At 37.1% G+C, this 22,732-nt stretch carries 26 protein-coding genes and 1 pseudogene; 15 read left to right on the top strand and 12 right to left on the bottom strand.

All coding sequences use genetic code 11. The features are described 5' to 3' along the window. The first annotated feature begins 94 nt into the window (after window positions 1-94). Both JCM9152_RS05265 and JCM9152_RS05270 read left to right on the top strand, forming a co-directional pair. The gene (locus JCM9152_RS05265) at window positions 95-883 is read left to right on the top strand and encodes a potassium channel family protein (RefSeq protein WP_035341747.1); all 789 of its coding nucleotides are present in this window, start codon (window positions 95-97) and stop codon (window positions 881-883) included. Between the two features lie 309 nt (window positions 884-1,192). Beyond that, the gene (locus tag JCM9152_RS05270) at window positions 1,193-1,396 is read left to right on the top strand and encodes a DUF1657 domain-containing protein (protein ID WP_035341749.1); all 204 of its coding nucleotides are present in this window, start codon (window positions 1,193-1,195) and stop codon (window positions 1,394-1,396) included. Between the two features lie 59 nt (window positions 1,397-1,455). Here the strand turns inward: JCM9152_RS05270 and JCM9152_RS05275 are convergent, their stop codons facing one another. Next, window positions 1,456-1,818 (bottom strand): DUF4363 family protein, encoded by a 363-nt coding sequence (locus JCM9152_RS05275; RefSeq protein ID WP_035341751.1) that lies wholly within the window; start codon window positions 1,816-1,818, stop codon window positions 1,456-1,458. Window positions 1,819-2,628: 810 nt separating this feature from the next. Here JCM9152_RS05275 and JCM9152_RS05280 point away from each other — a divergent pair. Continuing rightward, window positions 2,629-3,492 (top strand): DUF421 domain-containing protein, encoded by an 864-nt coding sequence (locus JCM9152_RS05280; protein ID WP_035341753.1) that lies wholly within the window; start codon window positions 2,629-2,631, stop codon window positions 3,490-3,492. Window positions 3,493-3,505: 13 nt separating this feature from the next. Here the strand turns inward: JCM9152_RS05280 and JCM9152_RS05285 are convergent, their stop codons facing one another. Beyond that, window positions 3,506-4,144 (bottom strand): hypothetical protein, encoded by a 639-nt coding sequence (locus JCM9152_RS05285; RefSeq protein WP_035341755.1) that lies wholly within the window; start codon window positions 4,142-4,144, stop codon window positions 3,506-3,508. A 151-nt stretch (window positions 4,145-4,295) separates the two neighbouring features. On the opposite strand from JCM9152_RS05285, the gene JCM9152_RS05290 reads away from it, so the two are divergent. After that, window positions 4,296-4,505: a DUF1657 domain-containing protein gene (locus JCM9152_RS05290; protein ID WP_035341758.1), complete on the top strand. Its 210-nt coding sequence runs from the start codon at window positions 4,296-4,298 to the stop codon at window positions 4,503-4,505. A 401-nt stretch (window positions 4,506-4,906) separates the two neighbouring features. On the opposite strand, the gene JCM9152_RS23945 is transcribed toward JCM9152_RS05290, so the two are convergent. Further along, entirely contained in the window at window positions 4,907-5,347 is a 441-nt protein-coding gene (locus tag JCM9152_RS23945) for an ImmA/IrrE family metallo-endopeptidase (RefSeq protein WP_081727905.1), read from the bottom strand. 84 nt (window positions 5,348-5,431) lie between these two features. Beyond that, window positions 5,432-5,764 (bottom strand): helix-turn-helix domain-containing protein, encoded by a 333-nt coding sequence (locus JCM9152_RS05300; RefSeq protein WP_035341762.1) that lies wholly within the window; start codon window positions 5,762-5,764, stop codon window positions 5,432-5,434. A 165-nt stretch (window positions 5,765-5,929) separates the two neighbouring features. Here JCM9152_RS05300 and JCM9152_RS05305 point away from each other — a divergent pair, with 165 nt between their 5' ends. Both JCM9152_RS05305 and JCM9152_RS05310 read left to right on the top strand, forming a co-directional pair. After that, window positions 5,930-6,160 (top strand): helix-turn-helix domain-containing protein, encoded by a 231-nt coding sequence (locus tag JCM9152_RS05305; RefSeq protein WP_035341764.1) that lies wholly within the window; start codon window positions 5,930-5,932, stop codon window positions 6,158-6,160. A 148-nt stretch (window positions 6,161-6,308) separates the two neighbouring features. Further along, window positions 6,309-6,665 carry a hypothetical protein gene (locus tag JCM9152_RS05310; RefSeq protein WP_035341766.1) on the top strand — a complete coding sequence of 119 codons (357 nt, stop codon included), beginning with the start codon at window positions 6,309-6,311 and terminating at the stop codon, window positions 6,663-6,665. Window positions 6,666-6,772: 107 nt separating this feature from the next. Here the strand turns inward: JCM9152_RS05310 and JCM9152_RS05315 are convergent, their stop codons facing one another. After that, window positions 6,773-7,669, bottom strand: a complete 897-nt coding sequence (locus JCM9152_RS05315) for a cupin domain-containing protein (RefSeq protein WP_035341769.1) — start codon at window positions 7,667-7,669, stop codon at window positions 6,773-6,775. 162 nt (window positions 7,670-7,831) lie between these two features. On the opposite strand from JCM9152_RS05315, the gene JCM9152_RS05320 reads away from it, so the two are divergent. Next, window positions 7,832-8,821, top strand: a complete 990-nt coding sequence (locus tag JCM9152_RS05320; RefSeq protein ID WP_052015626.1) for a dienelactone hydrolase family protein — start codon at window positions 7,832-7,834, stop codon at window positions 8,819-8,821. 110 nt (window positions 8,822-8,931) lie between these two features. Here the strand turns inward: JCM9152_RS05320 and JCM9152_RS05325 are convergent, their stop codons facing one another. Further along, window positions 8,932-9,357, bottom strand: a complete 426-nt coding sequence (locus JCM9152_RS05325; protein WP_035341771.1) for a hypothetical protein — start codon at window positions 9,355-9,357, stop codon at window positions 8,932-8,934. 246 nt (window positions 9,358-9,603) lie between these two features. Between JCM9152_RS05325 and JCM9152_RS05330 the strand changes: the two genes are divergently transcribed. Continuing rightward, on the top strand, window positions 9,604-9,936 hold the full coding sequence (locus JCM9152_RS05330) for a PadR family transcriptional regulator (RefSeq protein ID WP_035341773.1): 333 nt from the start codon (window positions 9,604-9,606) through the stop codon (window positions 9,934-9,936). Continuing rightward, entirely contained in the window at window positions 9,933-10,607 is a 675-nt protein-coding gene (locus JCM9152_RS05335; protein WP_035341775.1) for a DUF1129 family protein, read from the top strand. Before JCM9152_RS05330 ends, JCM9152_RS05335 begins: the two co-directional genes overlap by 4 nt. Before the next feature lie 65 nt (window positions 10,608-10,672). On the opposite strand, the gene JCM9152_RS05340 is transcribed toward JCM9152_RS05335, so the two are convergent. Together JCM9152_RS05340 and JCM9152_RS05345 are read right to left on the bottom strand one after the other, a co-directional pair. Beyond that, window positions 10,673-11,632, bottom strand: coding sequence for a formylglycine-generating enzyme family protein (locus JCM9152_RS05340; protein ID WP_035341776.1), 960 nt, complete (start codon window positions 11,630-11,632; stop codon window positions 10,673-10,675). A gap of 103 nt (window positions 11,633-11,735) precedes the next feature. Beyond that, window positions 11,736-12,506 carry an AraC family transcriptional regulator gene (locus JCM9152_RS05345; RefSeq protein ID WP_035341778.1) on the bottom strand — a complete coding sequence of 257 codons (771 nt, stop codon included), beginning with the start codon at window positions 12,504-12,506 and terminating at the stop codon, window positions 11,736-11,738. A gap of 158 nt (window positions 12,507-12,664) precedes the next feature. Between JCM9152_RS05345 and JCM9152_RS05350 the strand changes: the two genes are divergently transcribed. Together JCM9152_RS05350 and JCM9152_RS05355 are read left to right on the top strand one after the other, a co-directional pair. After that, entirely contained in the window at window positions 12,665-13,597 is a 933-nt protein-coding gene (locus JCM9152_RS05350) for a DMT family transporter (protein WP_035341781.1), read from the top strand. A 217-nt stretch (window positions 13,598-13,814) separates the two neighbouring features. Continuing rightward, on the top strand, window positions 13,815-14,582 hold the full coding sequence (locus JCM9152_RS05355; RefSeq protein ID WP_035341783.1) for a sugar phosphate isomerase/epimerase family protein: 768 nt from the start codon (window positions 13,815-13,817) through the stop codon (window positions 14,580-14,582). Between the two features lie 205 nt (window positions 14,583-14,787). Here JCM9152_RS05355 and JCM9152_RS23950 read toward each other — a convergent pair whose 3' ends face one another. Both JCM9152_RS23950 and JCM9152_RS23955 read right to left on the bottom strand, forming a co-directional pair. Further along, window positions 14,788-15,780 carry an ABC transporter substrate-binding protein gene (locus JCM9152_RS23950; protein WP_369384530.1) on the bottom strand — a complete coding sequence of 331 codons (993 nt, stop codon included), beginning with the start codon at window positions 15,778-15,780 and terminating at the stop codon, window positions 14,788-14,790. Next, window positions 15,777-16,406: an ABC transporter substrate-binding protein gene (locus JCM9152_RS23955; protein WP_369384525.1), complete on the bottom strand. Its 630-nt coding sequence runs from the start codon at window positions 16,404-16,406 to the stop codon at window positions 15,777-15,779. The genes JCM9152_RS23950 and JCM9152_RS23955 overlap by 4 nt, the downstream gene beginning before the upstream one ends. A 344-nt stretch (window positions 16,407-16,750) precedes the next feature. On the opposite strand from JCM9152_RS23955, the gene JCM9152_RS05365 reads away from it, so the two are divergent. The 4 genes from JCM9152_RS05365 to JCM9152_RS05380 are packed head-to-tail and all read left to right on the top strand — an operon-like array spanning window position 16,751 to window position 20,628. Then, a complete protein-coding gene (locus tag JCM9152_RS05365) occupies window positions 16,751-17,647 on the top strand; it encodes an ABC transporter permease (RefSeq protein ID WP_035341998.1) in 897 nt (298 codons plus the stop codon). Between the two features lie 16 nt (window positions 17,648-17,663). Further along, entirely contained in the window at window positions 17,664-18,584 is a 921-nt protein-coding gene (locus tag JCM9152_RS05370; RefSeq protein ID WP_035341785.1) for an ABC transporter permease, read from the top strand. A 24-nt stretch (window positions 18,585-18,608) separates the two neighbouring features. Then, window positions 18,609-19,634 carry an ABC transporter ATP-binding protein gene (locus tag JCM9152_RS05375; RefSeq protein ID WP_035341788.1) on the top strand — a complete coding sequence of 342 codons (1,026 nt, stop codon included), beginning with the start codon at window positions 18,609-18,611 and terminating at the stop codon, window positions 19,632-19,634. Further along, window positions 19,615-20,628 carry an ABC transporter ATP-binding protein gene (locus tag JCM9152_RS05380; protein ID WP_035341790.1) on the top strand — a complete coding sequence of 338 codons (1,014 nt, stop codon included), beginning with the start codon at window positions 19,615-19,617 and terminating at the stop codon, window positions 20,626-20,628. The genes JCM9152_RS05375 and JCM9152_RS05380 overlap by 20 nt, the downstream gene beginning before the upstream one ends. A 172-nt stretch (window positions 20,629-20,800) precedes the next feature. Here the strand turns inward: JCM9152_RS05380 and JCM9152_RS05385 are convergent. Both JCM9152_RS05385 and JCM9152_RS05390 read right to left on the bottom strand, forming a co-directional pair. Then, window positions 20,801-21,758 (bottom strand): annotated as a pseudogene (locus tag JCM9152_RS05385) (ABC transporter permease). A 3-nt stretch (window positions 21,759-21,761) separates the two neighbouring features. After that, entirely contained in the window at window positions 21,762-22,670 is a 909-nt protein-coding gene (locus JCM9152_RS05390; RefSeq protein ID WP_035341793.1) for an ABC transporter ATP-binding protein, read from the bottom strand. Window positions 22,671-22,732: the final 62 nt, after the last annotated feature.

A 22,732-nucleotide genomic window follows, 5' to 3' on the forward strand; every position in this document is an offset into this window, starting at 1 on the left:
TACCATAAATATTGTTGTGAGATTTTTATTAAAAGGGGAATCCTATTTAGTAGAACTAAAATTTAAAAATGCTTGTATGAAGGAGCACTATTATATGTTAATTGCATTCATTAGCAAAGTCTTACAAAAGGCGATTACGATTGAGCAATGGAAATTGATCATATTCGGTGTTGTGTTTCTTTTTTTGAGTTCATTTATTGTCTATTTTTTAGAGCCAGGTGAGTATAAAAATCCTTTAAATGGTTTTTGGTTTGTTATGACTACAGTTTCACAAGTCGGGTTTGGAGATTATATACCTAAAACAATTGCAGGTAGGCTCTATACGGTTGTTTTGTATTTAGTTGGTGTAGGCTTCTTTGCGATTATGATTGCTAAATGGATCGATTTATTAAATAAGTATGAAGAAACGAAGGAGATTATGGGATTTAAAGGGACAGATCATATCGTAATGATTAATTGGTCACAAAAGACAAGTGATACGATTCAAACCATTATAGGGCTTAAGCAAAACATAGATATAGTGTTAATTGATCAGTTATCTGAAGCACCAATTGTTCATAAAAATGTCCATTTTATCCAAGGGGATGCGACTAAATTTAATACATTGGATCGAGCGAATATTCTTCAAGCAAGGTCGATTAGTATTTTTGCAGCTGATAACTGTCTGAATAAGATGACTGAAGATGGAAAAAATGTATTAATTGCATCTGCGATTAAACAGTTTGCCGAAGAGAAGAAGGTAGAGGTTTATACGGTTATTGAAATACTAGATGAAGAACATTCGAAAAACGCCTATTATGCTGCGGTTAATGAAGTTGTTATTTCCAATAAGCCATTCACTCAGTTAATGGCGAAAAAAGCTTTGCATCAGCAGGTTACCTAATCTAGAATAGAGGGTTTATGTTCAAAAGTAAGAAAGTATAAAACGGAGAAACCTTTTAAGACTATATCAAAGTTGCTTTCATTCTATTCGAAGAAAAGCGTCGACTCCACTCGTTATATACATTGTATGAAAGAATCTTATTTACATATAAGCTGAACCTATTATAACGGCTGCGCACGACGTATGTAAGAAAAGGCGCCTCGTGTTTTCTTATAAGAGATCGTTCAAAAAGGTCGGCTTTGGAAGGCTTCTTTGAACATGTTCTAAAAGCATACAAATAGTTTTACTGTAAAAAAGGAGAGTAAGAAAATGACGGTTCAAAGACAAATTCAAGAAGCTTTAGCTAATGCCAAGAGTGTTCAAGCTAATTTTGAAGTGTTTGCACAACAAACAAAGGATGAAGTGGCAAAAGAAAAATATGATCAAGCAGCACAGGATCTTCAGAATGTGATCAGCAGCTTAGAGGAACGAATGAAAAAAATTAAAAAGGAAGAGACGACTTTTGACAATTAGCATTTACGTTTCATTTGGCTGATGCTAATGATTTTAGGTTTATCCATTTTGTGTTAATGTTAAAGGTTGTAAATGATCGTTAAAAGGTGCCGAATTTGGCTGATGCTTGTCAAACTTTCGACTTTGTCTTCATCTTTTGCATATTCTTTAAGGGAGACAATGTGTAATTCGATATCTTGATAATCACCTATTGCTGCAAGAAGCTGTAATTTCCATTTTCGTTTAGAGTAGTTTTTTTCAAAGTGAGTAATACTTTTACTTACCTCATCCCATTCTTCATTTTCGATTTGTTCTTTTAAAATAGAGGTCTGTTGAAAAAGCAGATGATCTTTCTCTGTTTTTACGATTTGTTCAACATTACACCCTGTAATAAGAAGGATGAGCATTGCTATTCCAATTAATTGTTTTATCCTCATAAGCATTTGTTTAACACTCCTAAGCATTGTTTTAAAGGTTGTTTAAGACATGACACATCGAAATTCTACGTTTTTTACGGGACGATTAGTTTTTGTATTGTGGAAAAGTGAAAGCATAATCCAAGAAGGCAATGGTGCCACTCGCCACGCGCTCTATGTGGTTCCTCATTCCTCTATTTCCCCCCATTCCCTGTTTCATGTCGTTACGGTTCCCTCATTCCGCTATTTAAGCTAAATGAGTCCAAAAGGAGCCATAAAAGCCAAAATAGCGGAATGAGGACGACATTTTCTTCTCAGGAAGCGTTTGTTCTCTGATTTAGAGGAATAAGGATTACCTTTGTTGGTTGGCTCTGTGCAAGTAGGTTCGCAAAAGCTGTCGTCCACGCTTGATACACGTATTTATGAGCTAAACCCTATTAACGGCTTCGCACTCCGCTTTAAAGAAAAGACGTTGCCGCATTTTTCTTAATTGGCTTGTTTTTCCGCTTCTCACGTATTCATGGCATACATTCCGATACGCAAATCTGCTCTGTCTCGAACTTCTCGGTCCCTTTTTATCCTCGTTATAAATAAAGTAAAGCATACATGTACGAAAATTTTTGGTTGTGACTGAGAAAGTGTAAGTAAATTAAAGGAAGAGCGCTAGCTACGCCCGTACTACCGCTATTGATGAAGAGCCAGACGTTTTTGATAGTACAAAGCTCAGTGACGAATTTGCACAACAAAAAGACGAGATGCGTTTTTCTTAGTATGTAACTTTTTACTTTGTCCAATACTAAAAATTGCATAAGATATAGAAGAAGTAGGTGAGAATGGTTGAATGAATTAAGTATAGTGTTAATTCGAGGGCTTGTTGGTGTTTTCTTTATGCTGTTACTTGCCCGATTAATGGGGAAAAAACATATTCGCGATATGACCATTTATGAATATATTGTTGGTATTTCAATTGGTAGCCTTTCGGCTGAATTAACGTTCGGTACAGAAGTAAGGATGCTGAATTTTTTACTTGGGATGCTTATTTGGGCCATTATTCCAATCATATTATCTAAACTAGAAATGAAGTCTTTTCGACTGCGCAATTTAATTGAAGGAAAGCCAACGATTTTAATAAAAGATGGTCGCATTCTTGAAAAAAACTTAAAAAAAGAAAGTTTAACAATTGACGAGTTGATGATTCATTTGCGACAGAAAGATATCTTTCATTTTTCCGATATTGAAATGGCAGTAATGGAGAAAAACGGACAAGTTAGTATATTAAAGAAAACTGAATTGCAACCTTTAACACCAAAAGATATGGGGAAAGTGGTTGAAAAGGAAAAAGAACCACGCATTGTTATTGTAGATGGCAATTTGTTAGAAAAAAGCTTGTATGAGTATGGATACACAAAAGAATGGCTCCTAGGTGAAGTGGTGAAACAGGGAGCAAAAAACTTTTCCGATGTTTTTCTTGCACAAATTGATTCAATGGGAAATGTATATGTCGATTTATATAATGAAACGGCGACGATTGCCCAAGTGAAACAGAAATTATTAGTGGCTGCGAATATTAAACAGCTTCAAGCTAATTTAATTAACTTTTCGTTGCAAACAGAAAATAAAGAAGCGAAAGAGATGTATAAAAAACATTCGAAGCAAATGGATCACTTGCTAGATGATATGAGTGGTTATTTAAAGGAATAGTGATGATTATCGATCAAGGGTTAATCTTTTTTTTTGACACGATCATAATAGAACGAAGAATGGTGTTCAAGACAAATATAGTCAAATCAAAAAGATAAATAATATACCAAATATAGCTGATAATATTAAAAAGTGGGTTAGAGAAAAAACCATTATGCGGAGATTCAATCCACATCGGTATTTGTTGAAATGATATATTTGCTAGTTGATCATGACCGTAAAAATCATATGAAAACCAAAACCAATGAATGGCGATAAAAAATAACGTATGCATGAAAAATAATGTCGGATAATTGTCTGTATCAATGCGATGGTCGTTGTCGCTACTCGTTCTTATGTGACGGTTTTTCGAAAGTCGTTGTTGGATGAATTTGTCTAAATTCTTAAAATGAGAAGTGCCTAATGTGGAGCCATATAAAATAAACAAAATAATAAGGACTTGAAAAAAAGATACTTTTCCTGTGTAGTAGTAGTTGATTCCTGCTAGCATTGCTTGAAAAAATGTACACAAAAGAATGGTATGTAAGAAAAGATGACTTAGTCGATTTAATTGATATATGTAACGAAACACGAGAAAAACGAAGATACATAACCAAGTTATTCCTTCTGAGAGAAGGAATAGAATCCATCCATTTTGATAGAAATAAGTCACTAATTTTCGCTCCTTTTTTAATTGCTTGTCTTAATCATTCATTTATACGGTTTTCAATAACATAATATTACAGTGAAAAAATGAATAGTGATGTATAGATCCATTTTTTAAAACCATATTAACTAGTGTTCAACGTAAAGGAGGTTGCAAAATGACTGTTCAGACGCAGATTCAGCAAGCGTTAGCTTCTGCTCAAAGCGTGGAAGCTAGTTTAACACAATTTAGTCTTGAGACTGAAAACGAACAAGCAAAGCAAATGTATCAACAGCTGGCTCAACAACAAAAACAGATTGTTCAACAGTTACAAATTCGTTATGATCAGGTCTTACAAGAAGAACCACAATTTAAAAATAATCAGTAATTTGAAAGAGACTGGGGACATAAGTAAAGTATCCCTTTCCACAAGACATGTAGCGAAGGAAATCATACTTCTTGAGATGCTTTAGGCAGGGATTTTTCGTTATAAGAAAGGATGTACTAGAGAACCATGTTGGAGTTACACCAATGAAGCTTTTGGTCCATTCAAAGAAAAGCGTAGGCTCCCACACGTTACACACTTTTTATGAATGAACACCGCTTCTCATGAATCAATTAATGATGAATTTATAGTGATGATCTCGTGATAAATGAGGATTGTGATTGTAACGCTGGGGAGTTAGCGAATAATCTTTGCTCTAAATAATAAGTTAGTATGATTAATGGGGAACATTTATGATGATCAAAAGTCCAAAATAGTGCCTGAAAATCGGTATAATGAAGGATTTAAAAGCTATTTTTCATCACTTCTTGTTGGAGAATGGAGTTCACTCGTTTTCTTACAAAAGGTTCAGGAAGTTGAAAAATTTCGACTAATTCTGTTATCGATTGAATAGACGGGATATAATTATTTAAGATGAATCGGGGCATAGAAGCATAGAGGGCAAAAGTGTGAGCTTGTCTTTCTTGGAATTGAACAAAATGAGGATCGGTGAAGCGCTGGTCATTGCTATGCTCAAAAAAATGAGCCATTTCGTGGAAAAAATCATATCTTATCCATTCAATTGGCTGATTTTTGTCAAGATAAATAAAGGCGCATTGATCATCATAAATACACCTGCTTCTATAGTCGTAATAGGTGACGTTAAAGTTTAATGAGGTGCTTAAGTTAGAAATGGTAAGGTCAGATGCAGTTCGAATATTAAGTTTTTGATATAAACTTACTATTCGGTCTTCACGAAACGAAGTAAAGGCACATGAATCACCTCCGAATGCCCATTTTTATGTGTCGCTGTAATTACTTTCCGTATCCTAATTTTCCGTTTCACTACTTTTCTGAGCGAATTTTTTCCGCCAGCTGCGGAACTCTTCAAGCTGCCTTTCTAAAAATTCCTCTTCTTCCTTTGTAAGTGGGTCTGATCCATGAGAGAATGCTACATGAATGGGTTTTTCGTCATTGGTACGACCTAAAAGGTAGTCAGTACTTACATGATAATAATCAGCTAGCTTTTTTAACGTTTCGTTATCAGGTTCTGTTCGACCTATTTCATAATGACCATATGTAGCTCTTGAAACACCGATTTCCTTAGCGACATCCTCTTGTCGCTTATTTCCACGTAACATTTTTAACCTTTTTGATAACACGACCAATTCCTCCAAGTCATACATGGTTAACTTCTCTCATTATAGATACAAATTGTATCCATAAACATATATTCTTCAAAAAGTATCATATTTACTATTGATGATACTTTTTGTATCATGTATAGTTAAAGTAGTTTCAAAAAAGTGTAAAAAGGGGTGAGACGAATGAAACGGATAGATTTAATAAATGAAAGAAGCAAGCGACAATTGTCAAGAGAGGAAGTTGGAAAGGCTTTAGGTATTTCAACCATTTATGTTCGGAAAATTGAGAATGGTGAAAGAAACCCTGGACGTGAAACGATGGTGAAATTTGCTGAATTTTACGAAGTAAGCGAAAGACGCTTATTCCCTGATCTTTTTGATATAACGATTGAGAACAACATCGAAATTGACTAACTTTCACATATATACTCTCCTCTAAAAATGATCATTCCCGCTTGAATCTAATGTACATGATAGGTTGCCCTTTTTGTTTTCATTTATCAAAGTAGTTAAATTTAATAGTTATAAATTAGAAGCTGTTTATATATGAAAGGAGTTCAAAATGAAAGCAACGCCACTGCAATCATATAATCAATCTGAAATCTCTCTAATTCAAGATGCATTAAGGATTTATATGGGAAGTGTCCCCATTACAGCTGCTAGAATCATCCTTACAGATTACATAAAGGTCATGAAAAAAGGTAATCAAGTACAATTAGATGGTATGGGAATGGAGCATATTTACTATGCGTTATTAGTTAAATCAAATAAAATGGCTAGTGCATCTGAAAGTAGTCACTTAGAAGTACAAGAAGTTAGGAAAATGGCACAAGAAATTAGAAAGAAAAGGATTCACTTTCAGCAGACATTTTACAAAACGTATATGTTAAATGAAGACTATCGCTCCAACTCCATATAATGATTGTTTAAAATGAATAAGCAATTCAATCATGATCGAAAAAAGAGGAGTATCCCATACAGTATGACTCCTCTTTTTTAACCTGTAAATGTCCGCCCATTGACCGTTTAAGAGTGGTTTGGTTCTGCTTCTAAAGCTATTGCCTTCGTTTCATGTACGGTTCCTCGAGGGTGTGCAGGTGGAGCGTATATTGAATAGAGTTTAAGTGGTTTTCTGCCAGTGTTTGTTAAATTATGCCACGTACCAGCAGGAACAAAAATCGCATCATCATCTTTCACATTGCGTTCGAAGTCTAATTGTTGACGTCTTCTACCCATTTGCACCCGTCCTCGTCCATCTTCAATTCTAAGAAATTGATCATGATCGTGGTGAATTTCAAGACCGATATCGTCACCTGGTTGAATGCTCATTAACGTAAGTTGCAAGTACTCACCTGTCCAAAGCGCCGTGCGGAAATAGTTGTTTCGTTTTGTTGCTTTTTCAATATCAATGACGAAAGGTTCGGGTCCATAATCCGTTCTGCGTTCATAGGTAGACGGCTCAATATTTCGAAAATAAGTCGTTACTTCTTCATTACTTTTAGAGACAGATAACAAGGCTTGCTTTAGATCACTACTTGTTAGAGCGGATACGTTTCTTTCATAATGCTCCTTGTTTGCTTTTTCTTTATTGTATGCAGTGATTAAACCATCTTCGTACCGTTCAAAGGATAAATCCTCCAACGTATATTCAGGTTTCTTTCCAGTATGGGTCATGTAATGGTTCGTTAATTGGTTGACGTGATGTTGTTTATTTTCTACTACTTCTAACAAGGAACGTCTTTCTTCAGAGTGAATGGCGTTATCCGCTAGCTGCATATATAAATTCATCATTGAAGCTTCTTGCTGTATACTAACTAATAGAATGTTTGTTTCATCACTATTTTCATTGTTACGTAATGATGAATCCATTTGATGAGCAGGTGTGAAATAGGGATAAGGGTACCGCTGTGAGTCATAGTACATGTTCTTCATTCCTTTCAGAGGGTAATCACAGTTATCATATGCCTATGGGCAGAGATGGTACGTCATAATGAGTCGTTTTTTTTAAAAGTTGTGCAATCTTAATTTAAAGAAAGGTATGCTATCCCTTCAAGAGGGCGTAAAATTAACAAAGTAGGTGAGAATATGTCAATTCGATTAGACGCTTTTATGGATTTGTACTATCAACAAGAAGTAACCGTGATGGAACGAGATCATATGGAATTAAGGGGAAAGCTTCAACAGCTTCTTGGAGAATTTACGTTTCCACATACAGTTGCAAGCCCAAGAAGAATAGAAATGGAGGAATTTTCTTTATATAAACGTGAGCGATATCTTATACCGTCATTGAAGGGGTTGATGATCCCAACATACATCTTAACACCAAAGTCGAATAATAAAACATTTGAAACGGTCATTGCTTTACACGGTCATGGGTATGGAAGTAAAGAGATCGTCGGGTTACGTGAGGACGGCACTGAAGATACAGATGAACCTGGTATTCATCAGCATTTTGCTGTTGAATTGGTGAAAAGAGGGCTGAAGGTATTCGCTCCTGAAGTGATTGGGTTTGGCGAACGACGTCATTCGAAGGATCTAGCCAACAATAAGGCGAATTCCTGTTATTCATTGGCCACGTTGCTGTTAATGAGTGGGAAAACGCTCGCAGGGCTTCGTGTAGCAGAAACGAGGCACATGCTAGATCAACTAAAAAAATTTTCAGATGTTGATTATGAGCGGGTTGGATTGATGGGTTTTTCTGGTGGAGCTCTTATTGCAGCTTATTCAGCCGCTCTTGATCGAAGAGTAAAAGCAACCGTATTAACAGGGTTTACAAATACGTTTAAGGGAAGTATCTTACATACAAATCATTGTATTGATAACTATGTTCCAGGAATACTTAGGTATGGGGAATTGCCAGATTATATAAGTTTAATTTGCCCTCGGGCTTTATTTGTGGAAAGCGGATTGAGAGATCCGATCTTTCCTATTGAAACAACAAAGAAGGCAATTGATGAACTTAAAGAAATATATGATCGTCTTGATGCAAAAGAGCAGTTTACGTTTGATTTATTTGATGGGAAACATGAAGTGAGTGGAAGGAATGCATATGATTGGCTTGCTTCTAATCTTTGAGGAGGTATTTAAAGTGAAAAAAGCTATCAGTTAATTGTTCGTATGTACTATATTTATAGCAGGATGCAATCGTTATTCTGAAAGTGTTAAAGGTGCATTGGAGAGAGTGCTTATTTACTGTCCTTATACATTAATTCGTCTAAACTTTTGTCTGTTGAATAACTAATTTGATAGATGTTATTCTCATCTACCCAAAAATGATAAGTAACCTCGGGCTCGTTTTCGAAAATCACTCCGATATAATAGGGGTTAAGATGCTTGTAACCATTTTCTCGATGAGGAACCGTTGTAATCATCCAATCATCTTTTGGATACTTCTGCTCTAAATATGGCTCTAACATGTAAACTTTTTTCTCGATTTGTGAATCAATCCAATTAGGACGAGCAATAAAAAATAGACAGTATGCTACAAGGACGACTAAGGCTAATGCTTGTCCTAACTTTCTCCAATTACCTTTTAAAAGAAATGAAATGATTATGATGACTACAATGATTCCCACTACAACGATAAACTCTATAACTTCGGTTGGGTGCATAAAACCCTCCTTGGATTATTTTTGTTCCTTCACTTCTTTACTCAATGATACCACTAAATGGTGAATAAATCCCTTTTATGCACGATTATCGACATGAAAATAGCCCAAAATAAGTAACTATATTGTATTGCAATGTAGTTACGCTTTTGATACACTATGTTGTATAGCAAGAGAGTGGGTTGGTTTCAAATGAAGCCAACTATTCTATTGAGTATCTATATTGTATGACAAGGTAGGTGTGGAGAGGTGTCGTCCATTCGTAGTCAATTGTTGAAAGGGATATTAGAGGGGTGTATTTTAGCTGTTATTTCACAACAAGAGGTGTACGGTTATGAATTATCAATGAAACTACAGGACTATGGTCTCAAAGTGAGCGAAGGCTCTATTTATCCGATTCTTCTGCGCTTGCAGAAGGAAAAGTTAATTACCGGAGAAATGAGAAAATCTCCGAGTGGGCCGAATCGGAAGTATTATCTTTTAACAACTGAGGGACAAGAGGCATTGGCGGATTTTCGAGTGAACTGGGAAGCATTAAAAAAACCAGTTGATCTTCTAATGAGTAAGGAGGACTTAAGATGAAAACAAAAGAGTTAGTGAAGCAAAATAATGAGAAACGCAAGGAATTAACGAAAGAGAATCGTAATTATTATGAAGATATGCTGATCTATATACGGTTATCGTATAATAAATCAGAGGAAGAAACAGAAGTGATATTAACAGAGTTATTAGATCACCTTCTTGAGGCGCAAAATGAAGGGAGGGAAGCAGAGGATGTTTTTGGTCATAACCCAAAAGAATATGCGAATGAGATTATTGGTGAACTGCCAAAAATGGTGACTAGAGAACGAATCCTTTTTGGGGTAATGGCACTTCTTTACTTTTTAACAGCTAGCATACTATTTTTTGGAATCTATCAGCTGATTGGGCATTTCTTCTTGAATATAGACGGACTTACGAAAGACTATTATATCGGGACTGTGCTAGTGAAAACAACGATCTCTATTCCAATTGCATTTTTATTATTAGTCGGAATTGTACAATATATCCGCTGGGCGTGCTTTAAAAAGATTAATAAAATTTTAGAATTTATGCTAACTTGGTTAGTTGGTATTCTTTCAATTGGTATTTTTATTCTAGCTTTTATCTTTATTCCTGATTTTGGTCCAGTTGTATCAATTTCAGTATATGTGTTGTTTGTACTAGGAGCTGTCTGGTATGTAATTGCTGATAGAATAAGAAAAGCAATCTAAAATAAGGCATGAATGAGACCACTGAAGCTGTTGATCGTTTTCAGTGGTCTCTTATAGGTAGCAGTCTACAAATCAACCGCACATCTAAATCCCATATTCCCAGTCGAACTGTCGGGGGTGTTTTTCGTTCTTGCGGCAACTCTGTAACGGTTACAATAAGATTGGTGGCATAAGTAAGAGCCACCTTTCATAACTTTCTCTGTCCCTTTAGAAGGACCAATTGGATTTTGGAGTAAGTCTGCGTTTGGGTGATCGGCCGAAAACCAATCTTGACACCACTCCCAAACGTTACCGGCTACGTTGTATAAGCCAAAGCCATTTGGCTCAAAAGTGTCAACGGGTGCGGTTGAGAAATAACCATCCTTTACCGTATTCTTTATAGGGAATTCACCTTGCCATATGTTACATAAGTGTTTGTTCTTATATGTTAGCTTATTACCCCAAGGATATTTCTTTTGTATTAAACCACCACGGGCAGCATATTCCCATTCAGCTTCGGATAAAAGTCTCTTCCCGGACCAATTACAGTAAGCAATCGCATCGTTCCATGATACGTGAATAACGGGGTGATTTAACCGCTCTTCGATACTTGTGCTTTTCCCCTCAGGATACTTCCAACAAGCTCCATTCACAGCTAACCACCATGGCGTGTTTTGAGGGGAGCCTGCAACATGTTTCTTCTCTTGTTCAGGAACCAATAGATGAAAGACGAAAGACCAACCGAAGCGCTCTGCATCTGTTTGGTAACCAGTTTCTTGAATGAATTCTTGATATTCGGCATTTGTTACAGTATACCGATCGACAGCAAATGGAGGGATGTACACTTTTCTTACTGGACCTTCACCATCTGTAGGAAAGCCGTCCTTATCATCTGTCCCCATTAAAAATTCTCCACCTGGTAGGTTGATAAGGTTATCTCTATGTTTAGGATGATTAGGAACTGGGATGAAGGGAACATTAATTGTCTCTTTTTCAGACAGGGGGAAAAGATTTCGTTTAGCTGAGCAGCATGCTTTTTCTTTCATAATTTCACCTCTTTAATTTTGAGAAAATAGAGGGTGGGACATAGTGAAAATGTTTAATTAATTGCTCATCATAGGAAACTCAAGAGTTTTTTCTGAAAATGTTTTACTCATTCTTTCGGTAAGATCCTGGGGCTACCCCGAACTTCTTTTTAAATACTTTATGAAAGTACGGATAACCACTGAAACCACAGTTCTCAGCAATCTGATCAAGTGTCATATGCGTATATTTCATTTGATCGACTGCAGCGGAAAGACGGATATCCTGTGCGTATTCAATCATTGTTTTGCCGACACTGCTCTTGAAAAGGTGAACGGCTCGTGACACACTAAGACCAGCATGGGTGGCAGCTTCTTCTATTTTAAACGTAGATAAAGCATGTTCTTCAATATAACGCATCATTTTTGTAACGGCATAAGGACGACTATATGTAGCAGATGTTTCGTTCACTGCACGTTCTAAACAAACACAAAGTGCCTGCAATAAATAATCCATCAGCTCACGGTTTTGTTCTAAGTGAGGGCGTCTGTCTTCGATGATAATATGGCGCCATAAGCTTAGAAGCTTTTCATCTAATTCAATTCTTGTCATGGTTGGCTTTTCTGAGCGATTCCACCACTGGTCGATCCATTGCCCTTGACAAAATAAATAGTAATCTCCACTATTTTGTCCCTCTTCGATACGGAGCTCATAATGATCACCGGGCTTAATAAGGAGTAGGTCTCCTTTTTCGACCGTTAGTGATTGTTGGTTCACCTTCACTTCACAGCTACCCTCTGTTTGAAGTCGAAACAAATAATCACTAAGAACAGCGTCATGAAATGAATAAAACTGTTTTGTGTGGTATGAAAAACCACATAATCCAATCGTTAGCACAGTTGTTCACCTACCTTTTAATAATAGCAAAATAGTTGAGGTTTTCATTATATCATGGATGTTCAGACGAAAACATTTACATGTATGATCAAATAGGTTATTTATGCGTATAGAAAAGTCTTGTATGTGGCTGGAAAAAGGAAATGGAGCTGTACACCATGAAATCAAATTCATTCTTTTATATCGGGTTAATGTTCGTTTCGATAATCTGGGGGGCTAATTTTGGTATTTCACGCTGGGCGATGGACGTGTTCTCGGCTGAAATCTTCGTTTTTTTACGATTTGGACTTGCAGTTCCACTTTTATTTTTATTGCTTTATAAGCTGGAAGGTAGTATTAAGGTTGACCGTCGCGACTTAGTCAAGCTTGCGATTATCGGGTTTGTCGGTGTGACAATTTTAGAAATCCTAGTTATGTATTCAATTAAATTCACGACACTAGCGAACGCATCACTTTTAAATGTTGCACCATGGCCGATCTTTGTGGCGTTGTTTGCACCACTTTTCACAAAGGAAACGTTAACGAAACGAATCGTTGTCGGTGGGGCAATTGCTTTTGTGGGAGTTTCGCTTATTATTTTAGGTGGAGGAGAGGGGTTTGACTTATCGTCGCAATATATGCTAGGTAATGTACTTGCGTTGCTTGTTAGTTTATTAGGCGCCTTATTTAATTTAGCATGTATGCCACTTATGCAGAAATACTCGGCGATGAGGGTAACGACATGGTATGTGTTATTTGGCTCTGTACTGCTCATTCCATTTACGATTGGTGGTTGGAGTGACGTCGATTGGTCAGGCTTAACGCTACCGATTTATAGTGCCATTTTTTATAATGTTATTTTGTGTACAATTGCTGCTTTTGTTGTTTGGAATATGTCGATGAAGCGTGTCGGCGCAACTAAATCGAATTTCTTTCGTTACGTTGTCCCTGCAGCCGCAGCTATTACAGGAGCTATGTTTTTTGGTGAAGCGATTAAATTAACTCAAATTATCGGTGCATTTATTATTATGTTTGGTTTAGTGTGGATTGGGATGGAACGAAAGAAACTAGAGAATGATCAGCCTTCGAGCAATATGAAGGTAGCAAACTAAATAGTATTGAAAAAGTTTGATTTATAGTGGCCTTTAAAGTAAAGGTTCATTATGGGAAGGCACTCGCTTTTTGAATGATCTCTATTTAGAAAAGAGTAAAATAGTATAGGTTTCAAGGAGATCCTATATATACAAGAAAACAAATATTCGTTAAGATGAAGCAAATAGATGATCTTTGGCATCAACTAGAAATTCATGATAGAAAAGAGGAGACTATATGAGAACGATACCAGTAGCAGTACAATTGTTTACATTACGTGAAGAGTGTGAAAAAGATTTTGCCGGAACATTAAAAAAAGTAGCCGAGCTTGGTTTTAATGGTGTTGAATTTGCTGGCTATGGTGGGAAGTCTGCACAAGAAGTGAAAGCGCTATTAGATGAATTAGGGTTAAAAGCAGCGTCAAGCCATGTTCCACTTGATCAATTGCAAAATAACCTTGATCAGGTGATAGAGGATCAAAAAACACTTGGAAGTAAATATGTCGTTTGTCCGTTTTTAATGCCGGACCAACGTACGGAGGAGCATTACCAAGCGCTTATCCCGTTTTTAGAGGAAGCAGGCGCGAAATGTCGGGCGGAAGGAATAACGCTTTGTTATCATAACCACGACTTTGAGCTGGAACGTCTAGAGGATGGAAGAATGGCACTTGAGGCTATTTTCGATGATACAAGTGAAAAACATGTACAGACAGAGCTTGATGTCTACTGGTTAACAAAAGCAGGAGAGGCGCCAACTGAATGGATTGATCGTTACAAAGGAAGAACGCCTCTTGTTCATTTGAAGGATATGACAACTGATGATGAGCAATTTTTTGCTGAGCTAGGTACAGGTGGGGTCGATATTGAAGCTGTACTTGCCAAAGGAGAAGAAGCAAATGTTGAGTGGTGGGTTGTTGAGCAAGATGTCAGTCGAAAGACACCGTTTGAAAGTATTGGAATCAGTATAACCTATTTGAAAGAGCGATTGCCGTATTTGGTAAAATAAGAATGGAAGAAGAACCCTGTGCCTTTATTGCACAGGGTTCTATTTGATGTGAATGACGAAGGGACTTGAGAATCTAAAGGATGCGGGCGACAAACCTCTCCATTAAGGAGTGGGGAATGTTACCTAATGTCTAAGTCCTGCCTTTTAGATCGAAAAAACCCATGAGTGAGAAAACCCATGAGTTGTTTCGATGTCTTTCATTTAATTATTGCTCTAATGATACGTTTTGAAGTAATAAAATTTGATTTGGCGTTTGCTCTAATCCTTTCACTTCATCACGAACACCTAATAGAAATTGCTGATGATGAATATAAAGCATTGGTGCTTCTTCAACTAAAAGTTCTTGTGCTTGACGATAAAAGTCTAAACGTTCTGTTTCATCTGTGCTACGACGTCCCTGATCAAGTAGTTCATCTAACTCGTCATTTCTAATAAATGAACGATTCCCAGGTTCGCCGACCTGTGAAGAATGGAATAACGCGTACATACCATAGTCAGCATCACCTGTTACAGCTGACCAGCCTAAAATGAACATATCGTGTTCAGCATTAGCTGTTTGCTCTAAGTAAGCACCCCATTCAAGAACTTGAACATCGACATCGATACCGATGTGCTTTAATTGTTCTTGAACGTTTGTTGCTGCATCAATACGCTCACGATTATCGTTCGTCCATAGCGTTGTACTAAAGCCATCTTCATAACCTGCTTCAGCTAATAATGCTTGTGCTTCTTCTAGATTATATTCAAGACCTGATTGATTTTCATCATAACCAAATACATTTGGTGCTAAAGGGCCGATTGCTGGGATACCAACGCCATCGTAAATCCCTTCAATGATTTGGTCTTTGTCAATAGCCATTGAAACTGCTTGACGAACACGAACATCATCAAATGGTTCTTTTTCAAGATTAAATCCAATGTAAGATAATGAAGCACTATCTTGTCGGTTTACGTACATGCCATCTGTTGCTTCAACACGGCTTACATCTGATGGACTTAATGGATCAGAGATATGAGCATCGCCTGTTTCAAGCTCAGCAATACGAGTTAAATCTTCTGATACGACTTTAAAGGTAACTGAATCAAGGTTGGCCTTGTCACCCCAATAATCTTCGTTACGTACTAACTTAATTTCTTCTCCTGGCGTCCAGTAATCAAACTGGAAGTAGCCTGTACCGATAGGGTGCTCGTTAATTATCGTCCTGGCTCAGAACCTTCTGCCATCGCTGCGTAATCAGCTTCAATTAGCTCTTTTGAAATCATTCCACCAGCATCATGGGCAAGGTGCGCAGGTAATGAAGAGAATGGATATTCTGTTTCAAAACGAACAGTAGATTCATCCACAACTTCGACGTTTGTCACCATTTCATATAAAAAAGCACGCTGTGATGCAATTTCTGGATCGGAAATACGTTCCATATTCGCTTTTACAACTTCTGCATTAAAATCTGAACCGTCATGGAATTTGACATCATCACGAAGTTTAAATTCCCATACATTGTCTTCAATGAGTTCCCAACTCTCTGCAAGACCTGGTTCTAATTCAAAGTTTTCATCTTGTTTAACTAATGATTCGTAAATATTGTATGCAATATTAGCTGAAGGTTGATCGTTTGAACCATGAGGATCAAGTGCTACTGCATCAGATAATTGTGCGACAATTAAGTCCCCACCTTCAGTCCCTTCTGTAGCTGTTTCACCATTAGAATCTTCATCTACTGGCGTTGATTCATCGGAATCATTTCCTCCTCCACACGCAACAAGCACAAGACTTAGCATCATTGCTAGAATGAGGAAAAATAATGAATTTTTTGACATTTTCATTCGTGTTATACCCCCTTGATTTTTTATTGGTAGATCGGAAAAAACAATTGTAATATAACGTATCTTACAAGAAATGACAAGGGTTTTTGCGAAAAAATCTCACACTATTTCTAAATTGTACTATTTTCGCCTCTTATTTTAGCGGATCAACGCTTTAAAAGGATAAGTTGAAAAGATTGATTATTTTAAAAAATCTAATTTATTTATAATATTTTGTTATTTTCAAAAAGTATATTTTGCTTTTTAAAAACGAGTCGACGTGATATAATCATTCGGGTATACGCTTTAATCTATTAGAATATTTCCAAAATTATAATTTTGTAGAGAAAGGAATGAAATTGGCTATGAGTCAAGAAGTTACGAACACCCCAATAACTTCTCCACCGCCTCCTAACCCTCGTTTCGATCGTTGGAAGCTCTTTTATAGAAAAATGCGAAAAAACCGTGGTGCAATGATTGGCGGCTTTTTTATCTTATTTTTTATCATGACCGCAATTATCGGTCCATTCTTCACTCCGTACACTCCTACCGAAACAAACTACTCAGTCAAACTTATCGGTCCTTCAGCAGACCATTGGTTTGGAACAGATCACCACGGTCGTGATATTTTTAGTAGAATTATTCACGGAATGGGCATTACCTTATATATTGGATTTTTATCCACTTTTATAAGTGCCATTGTCGGTACTGTTTTAGGAATCATTTCTGGATACTATGGAAAAAGCACGGATGCCATTATTATGCGTATTATGGATGTTCTACTAGCATTCCCAGGTATTTTACTAGCTTTGGCGATCGTTAGTGTGTTAGGGCCTAACATTCAAAATGTCATTATTGCTGTTGCGATTTTTTCTGTCCCTGTTTTCGCACGGATTGTTCGAGGCTCTACATTATCAGTAAAAAAATTGGAATACATTGACGCGCAAAAAGCATTGGGAGCAAGTGATTTTAGAATTATTTTTAAGCATATTTTTCCAAATATTACGTCGCCATTAATCGTTCAATTAACATTAAGCATTGCAACGGCTATTTTAACAGCTAGTGGTCTTTCTTTTATTGGATTAGGAGCACAACCACCTTCACCAGAATGGGGAGCGATGCTTAGTGATGGGCGTAATTACATGTTTGATGCTGGACATGTTGCCTTTTTTCCAGGATTAATGATCGTCATTGTCGTTCTAGCATTTAATTTATTTGGAGATGGATTACGAGATGCTCTTGATCCGAAAATGAAAAACTAGAGAGGAGGTTCCTTCTTTGTTTAAATTTATTATACGTCGTCTACTACAAACGATACCTGTTTTAATTGGAGTATCAATTATTGTTTTTAGCTTAATGCATTTAGTTCCTGGTGATGCCGCTCAAGTCATTGCCGGAGAAAGCGCGTCACCAGAGCAAGTTGAGCAAATGCGTGAACGTTTAGGGTTGAATGACCCTTATCCAGTTCAATATTTTAATTTTATTAGTAATGCCGTACAAGGTGATTTAGGAAGCTCCATTCGTAGCGGTCGCCCTGTTATCAATGAAATTGGAGCTCGTTTTTGGACAACGGTTGAGCTTGCGATATATAGTACCATTCTCAGTGTCTTTATCGGTTTGATTGCAGGTGTTATATCTGCAACTAGGCAAAACTCTTTAACTGATGTTGGAATAATGATTGTTGCTTTATTTGGTTTATCGATGCCAAACTTTTGGCTCGGATTAATGTTGATCAAATGGTTAGCTGTTGATTACGGGTTATTCTCCCCCTCAGGATGGGGTACGTTTCAACAAATGGTTCTTCCAGTTGTTACACTCGGTACATCAGGTGCCGCAATTGTTGCAAGAATGACTAGGTCAAGTATGCTAGAAGTCATCGGACAAGATTATATTCGTACAGCCAGAGCAAAAGGGGTACGTGAACGAGTCGTAACCTATCGACATGCTCTTAAAAACGCACTTATTCCAGTAGTTACAGTTGTGGGACTATCGTTTGGTACATTATTAGGTGGAACGATTATCGTAGAGCAAGTTTTTGCGATTAACGGTATGGGGCGTCTTATGGTTGATGCTATTCGTTCTCGTGATTTCCCAATCGTTCAAGGCACTGTATTAATCGTTTCTTTGTTGTTTGTTTTAGTGAACTTAATGGTTGATATTACGTATCGACTTTTAAATAAACGGATTGATTTGGATTAATTTTGAAAAAAGGGAGTGAGATCAATGAGTGGGAATGAAGCGATCATTGAAGTGAAAGACCTCCAAACCTCCTTCTTCACAAGTGAGATAGAAGTGAAAGCTGTTGACGGAGTGACGTTTAGTGTTCCAAAAGGAAAGACGCTTGGAATTGTTGGTGAATCTGGATCGGGAAAAAGCATTACGTCACTGTCCATTTTGCGTTTAATACAAGAGCCGGGAAAGGTTGTTGGTGGGAAAGTCATTTTTAATGGTGATGATTTACTAGAAAAAAAAGAAGCTGAAATGCGTAAAATTCGTGGCAATGAAATATCGATGATTTTTCAAGAACCGATGACATCATTAAACCCTGTCTATACGGTAGGTCAACAAATAGGAGAAGCATTTCAAATTCATGAAAAGCTTGGAAAAAGAGAAGCGATTAACCGTTCGATAGAAATGTTGAAATTAGTTGGTATACCTTCACCAGAAAAGCGTGTTCACCAATATCCGTTTGAATTATCAGGCGGTATGAGGCAGCGTGTCATGATTGCGATGGCTTTAGCATGTAATCCGCAATTATTAATCGCTGATGAACCGACTACTGCACTGGATGTAACGATTCAAGCACAAATTTTAGAACTAATGAAAGATTTACAAGAGCGGCTTGGTATGTCGATTATTATGATTACACATGATCTTGGTGTCGTAGCCGAAACATGTGATTACGTTGCTGTGATGTATTGTGGGAAAGTGGTAGAATACACGACCGTAAAAGACTTATTTAATAACCCAAAACACCCGTATACTGTCGGACTCTTGAATTCTTTACCACGTCATGATGAAGATGTTGAAGGTGAATTAGAAATAATAAAGGGTTCCGTGCCATCTCCAGCGGAAATGCCTAAAGGTTGTCGTTTTGCCCCAAGATGTCAATTTGCCAGTGATATTTGTCGTGAGAAATTACCTGATTTGGAGCAAGATGACAATGGAAATCAAATCCGTTGTTGGATTTACTCTGAAGAGTGGGATGGCGAGTCGGAGGTGAACGTTTATGAAAAAAGAACTACTTAAAGTAGAAAATTTAAAACAATACTTTCCTATTAAGGGAGGCTTACTCGGTCGCACCGTTAATCATGTTAAAGCAGTTGACGATGTTTCCTTCACTGTTTATGAGGGAGAAACGGTCAGTATTGTTGGGGAATCAGGCTGTGGGAAATCAACAACAGGGCGTGCCATTTTACGCTTAGATGAACCAACTGATGGGAACATTACATTTGATGATGTGAATTTACAAAGCTTAAATAAAAAGAAAATGCGTAAAATGAGAAAAGACTTACAGATTATTTTTCAAGATCCATATGCTTCAATAAACCCGCGTCAAACAGTTCGCCAAGTACTTGAAGAAGCGTTAGAAATTCAGAATGTTGTACCGAAAAATGAGCGTTCTGCCAGAATCAGTGAGTTAATGGAAACGGTAGGACTTGGTGCACATCAAGCGGATCGTTACCCTCATGAATTTAGTGGAGGACAACGTCAACGAATTGGCATTGCTCGTGCTTTGTCAGTTAACCCGAAACTGATTATTTGCGATGAAGCTGTATCTGCTTTGGACGTATCAATTCAAGCACAAGTTATTAACTTATTGAAACGTCTACAAAAAGAGTTTCAATTAACGTATTTATTTATCTCACATGATCTGGGTGTAGTTCGCCATATTTCTGACAGGGTCATTGTGATGTATTTAGGACGTATCGTAGAAATTGCGGATAAAAAGTCACTTTTTGAAAACCCGCAACACCCTTATACAAAAGCATTATTATCAGCAATTCCAGTACCAGATCCAGAGAAAAAGAAAGAACGAATAATTTTAAAAGGCGATGTTCCTTCGCCAATAGATCCCCCAACAGGGTGTCGTTTCCATACACGTTGTCCTTTTGCTACTGAGAAATGTAAAACGGATACGCCGCAGCTGCGTACAACTGATCATATGAAAGAAGGACATCAAGCAGCTTGTCATTATATGAATGAAATTCATGCTGGTACAAAAGAACCTAATTACGTATAAGGAACGAATGGGACCGAAAATTTTCGGTCCCATTCGTTTGTCTTGATTATGCATCACCAATATAGACAGAGATCGAGAATAAACAAACACCTCCAAAAGTCGATTAATAAGCGACTACGGAGGTGTTTGGATTGTTATACACTAGGTTCTATCATATTCATGATTGAATAAGCTAGGCTGCGACGTCTCGTTTGGCAAATACGGTAAATGCTAATACATGAAAAATCAAGAAATAAACTAGCAACATAACGACTGAGAAGCCTAATGTCATACTATCGACTGGTGGCACACCATCAAAGTAGACGTTCAAATCGGTATTGGAAAAGAGGATATATTTTGCCCATTCGAATCTTGATGCAAGTAGCAATGTGACTGTTGAACCCATAAACAATAAAAATAGTGAGAATCCAATGGCTAATTGAACTATTGCGGAATACCGAAGAAATCATAAAAGCCATTGTTGATATCATAAAAATATCGATCGAGTAAAGTAAATATTGCATAATCAAATGGATGATAATATTCCGTTCAATGACTTCTCCGTCACGATATGCTAAATGAAAGCTCTGTTCAGTTGGGAATCCGAATAAGATTGTACCGACTAAGCTCGACAACAGAAAGACAATAGTTAACAAGCTTAAACTAAAAAGAATGACGGTCAAATATTTCGAAAGCAACAGCTTTGTTCGACTAATAGGACGAATTAAAAGGAATTTGATTGTTCCAGAAGAAAATTCAGAAGCGACAATACCAGCTGAGACAATGATTGTAAATAAGCCAGCTAAACTAGTAAGAGCCACGGCATCATAAACAAATGTCCAAATATGCTTTTCGGATGTTGGTGCAAGATCATGTTGTAGGCGATATTCATTTAAGGCAATTTGACGTTCATAAAACATTCGTAAATTGGCGTTATTAGAGCCGGTGTTATCTAAAGCCTCTTGATCAGATGAGATCATCATTTCAAGCTCCTCTTGCCAATTCTCATTTGCAGATGAGGATGAATGGCTGTCTTCATATTTTAAAATGCCACCCATGGCGATTACACCTAAGACGAGTAATCCGATCATCACATAGGTACCTGTTTTTTTAAATAGCTTAATCCATTCATTCCATATTAATTTAAGCATTTATTATTGACCTCCTTTAGCTGATGTGACTTCTAAAAAACGATCTTCCAATGTTTTCGTAACCTGTTTCACTTCATAAATTGATATGTTTTCCTCGACAAGCTTTTTGATTATTGTTGGAATGTGTTCTTTTGTCGTCATAACTGAGAAGCCTGTTTCAGTTATGTTGACACTCCAATCTTGCCTTAGCCAAGATTGAATATTGTCAACCGTGCTCGTTTCAAAAATATATTCAATTTGTTCATCAGTAACAAAGCTACGAACGTCTTGAATATCGGTTAATGTTCCGTTTTGAATGATGGCAATCCGATCACACATCATTTCCATTTCAGAAAGCAAGTGACTGGAAACAATGACACTCATTCCTTTTTCTTTCGTTAGGTATTGTAAATGGTCACGAATTTCCCGAATACCTGCTGGGTCAAGTCCATTTGTTGGTTCGTCTAAAATGAGCAGCTTTGGCTGATGTAGTAAGCATTGAGCCAATCCAAGCCTTTGACGCATGCCTAATGAATACGTTTTGACCTTGTCATGAATGCGATCTTTTAATCCGATTAATTCAATCATGTCATCAATTCTCTTTTTATCAACGTCTTTATGCATACGTGCATACTGGTTCAAATTTTCATAACCTGTTAAATGTTTATACATTTCAGGGTTTTCGACAATGGCCCCGACTTGCTCAATGGCTCGTTCAAAATCTGTTTTTATGCTGTTTCCACATATTGCAATGTCCCCCTTTGTCATTTTAATTAACCCGACAATCATCCGAATCGTTGTTGTTTTACCAGCACCGTTTGGACCGAGCAATCCAAATACTTCACCTTCTTGAACAGAGAAGCTTAAGTTATTAATAATGGCTTTTCCTTTTATCGTCTTATCGACGTTGTTCAATGTGAGAACTTCACTCATTCAAATTCCTCCTACTAATGATATAAATTAGATGTATTAGTGAACTATTAGAATAGTACACT

The sequence above is a fragment of the Halalkalibacter hemicellulosilyticusJCM 9152 genome, from assembly GCF_000513115.1.
Classification (GTDB): domain Bacteria; phylum Bacillota; class Bacilli; order Bacillales; family Bacillaceae_D; genus Halalkalibacter; species Halalkalibacter hemicellulosilyticus.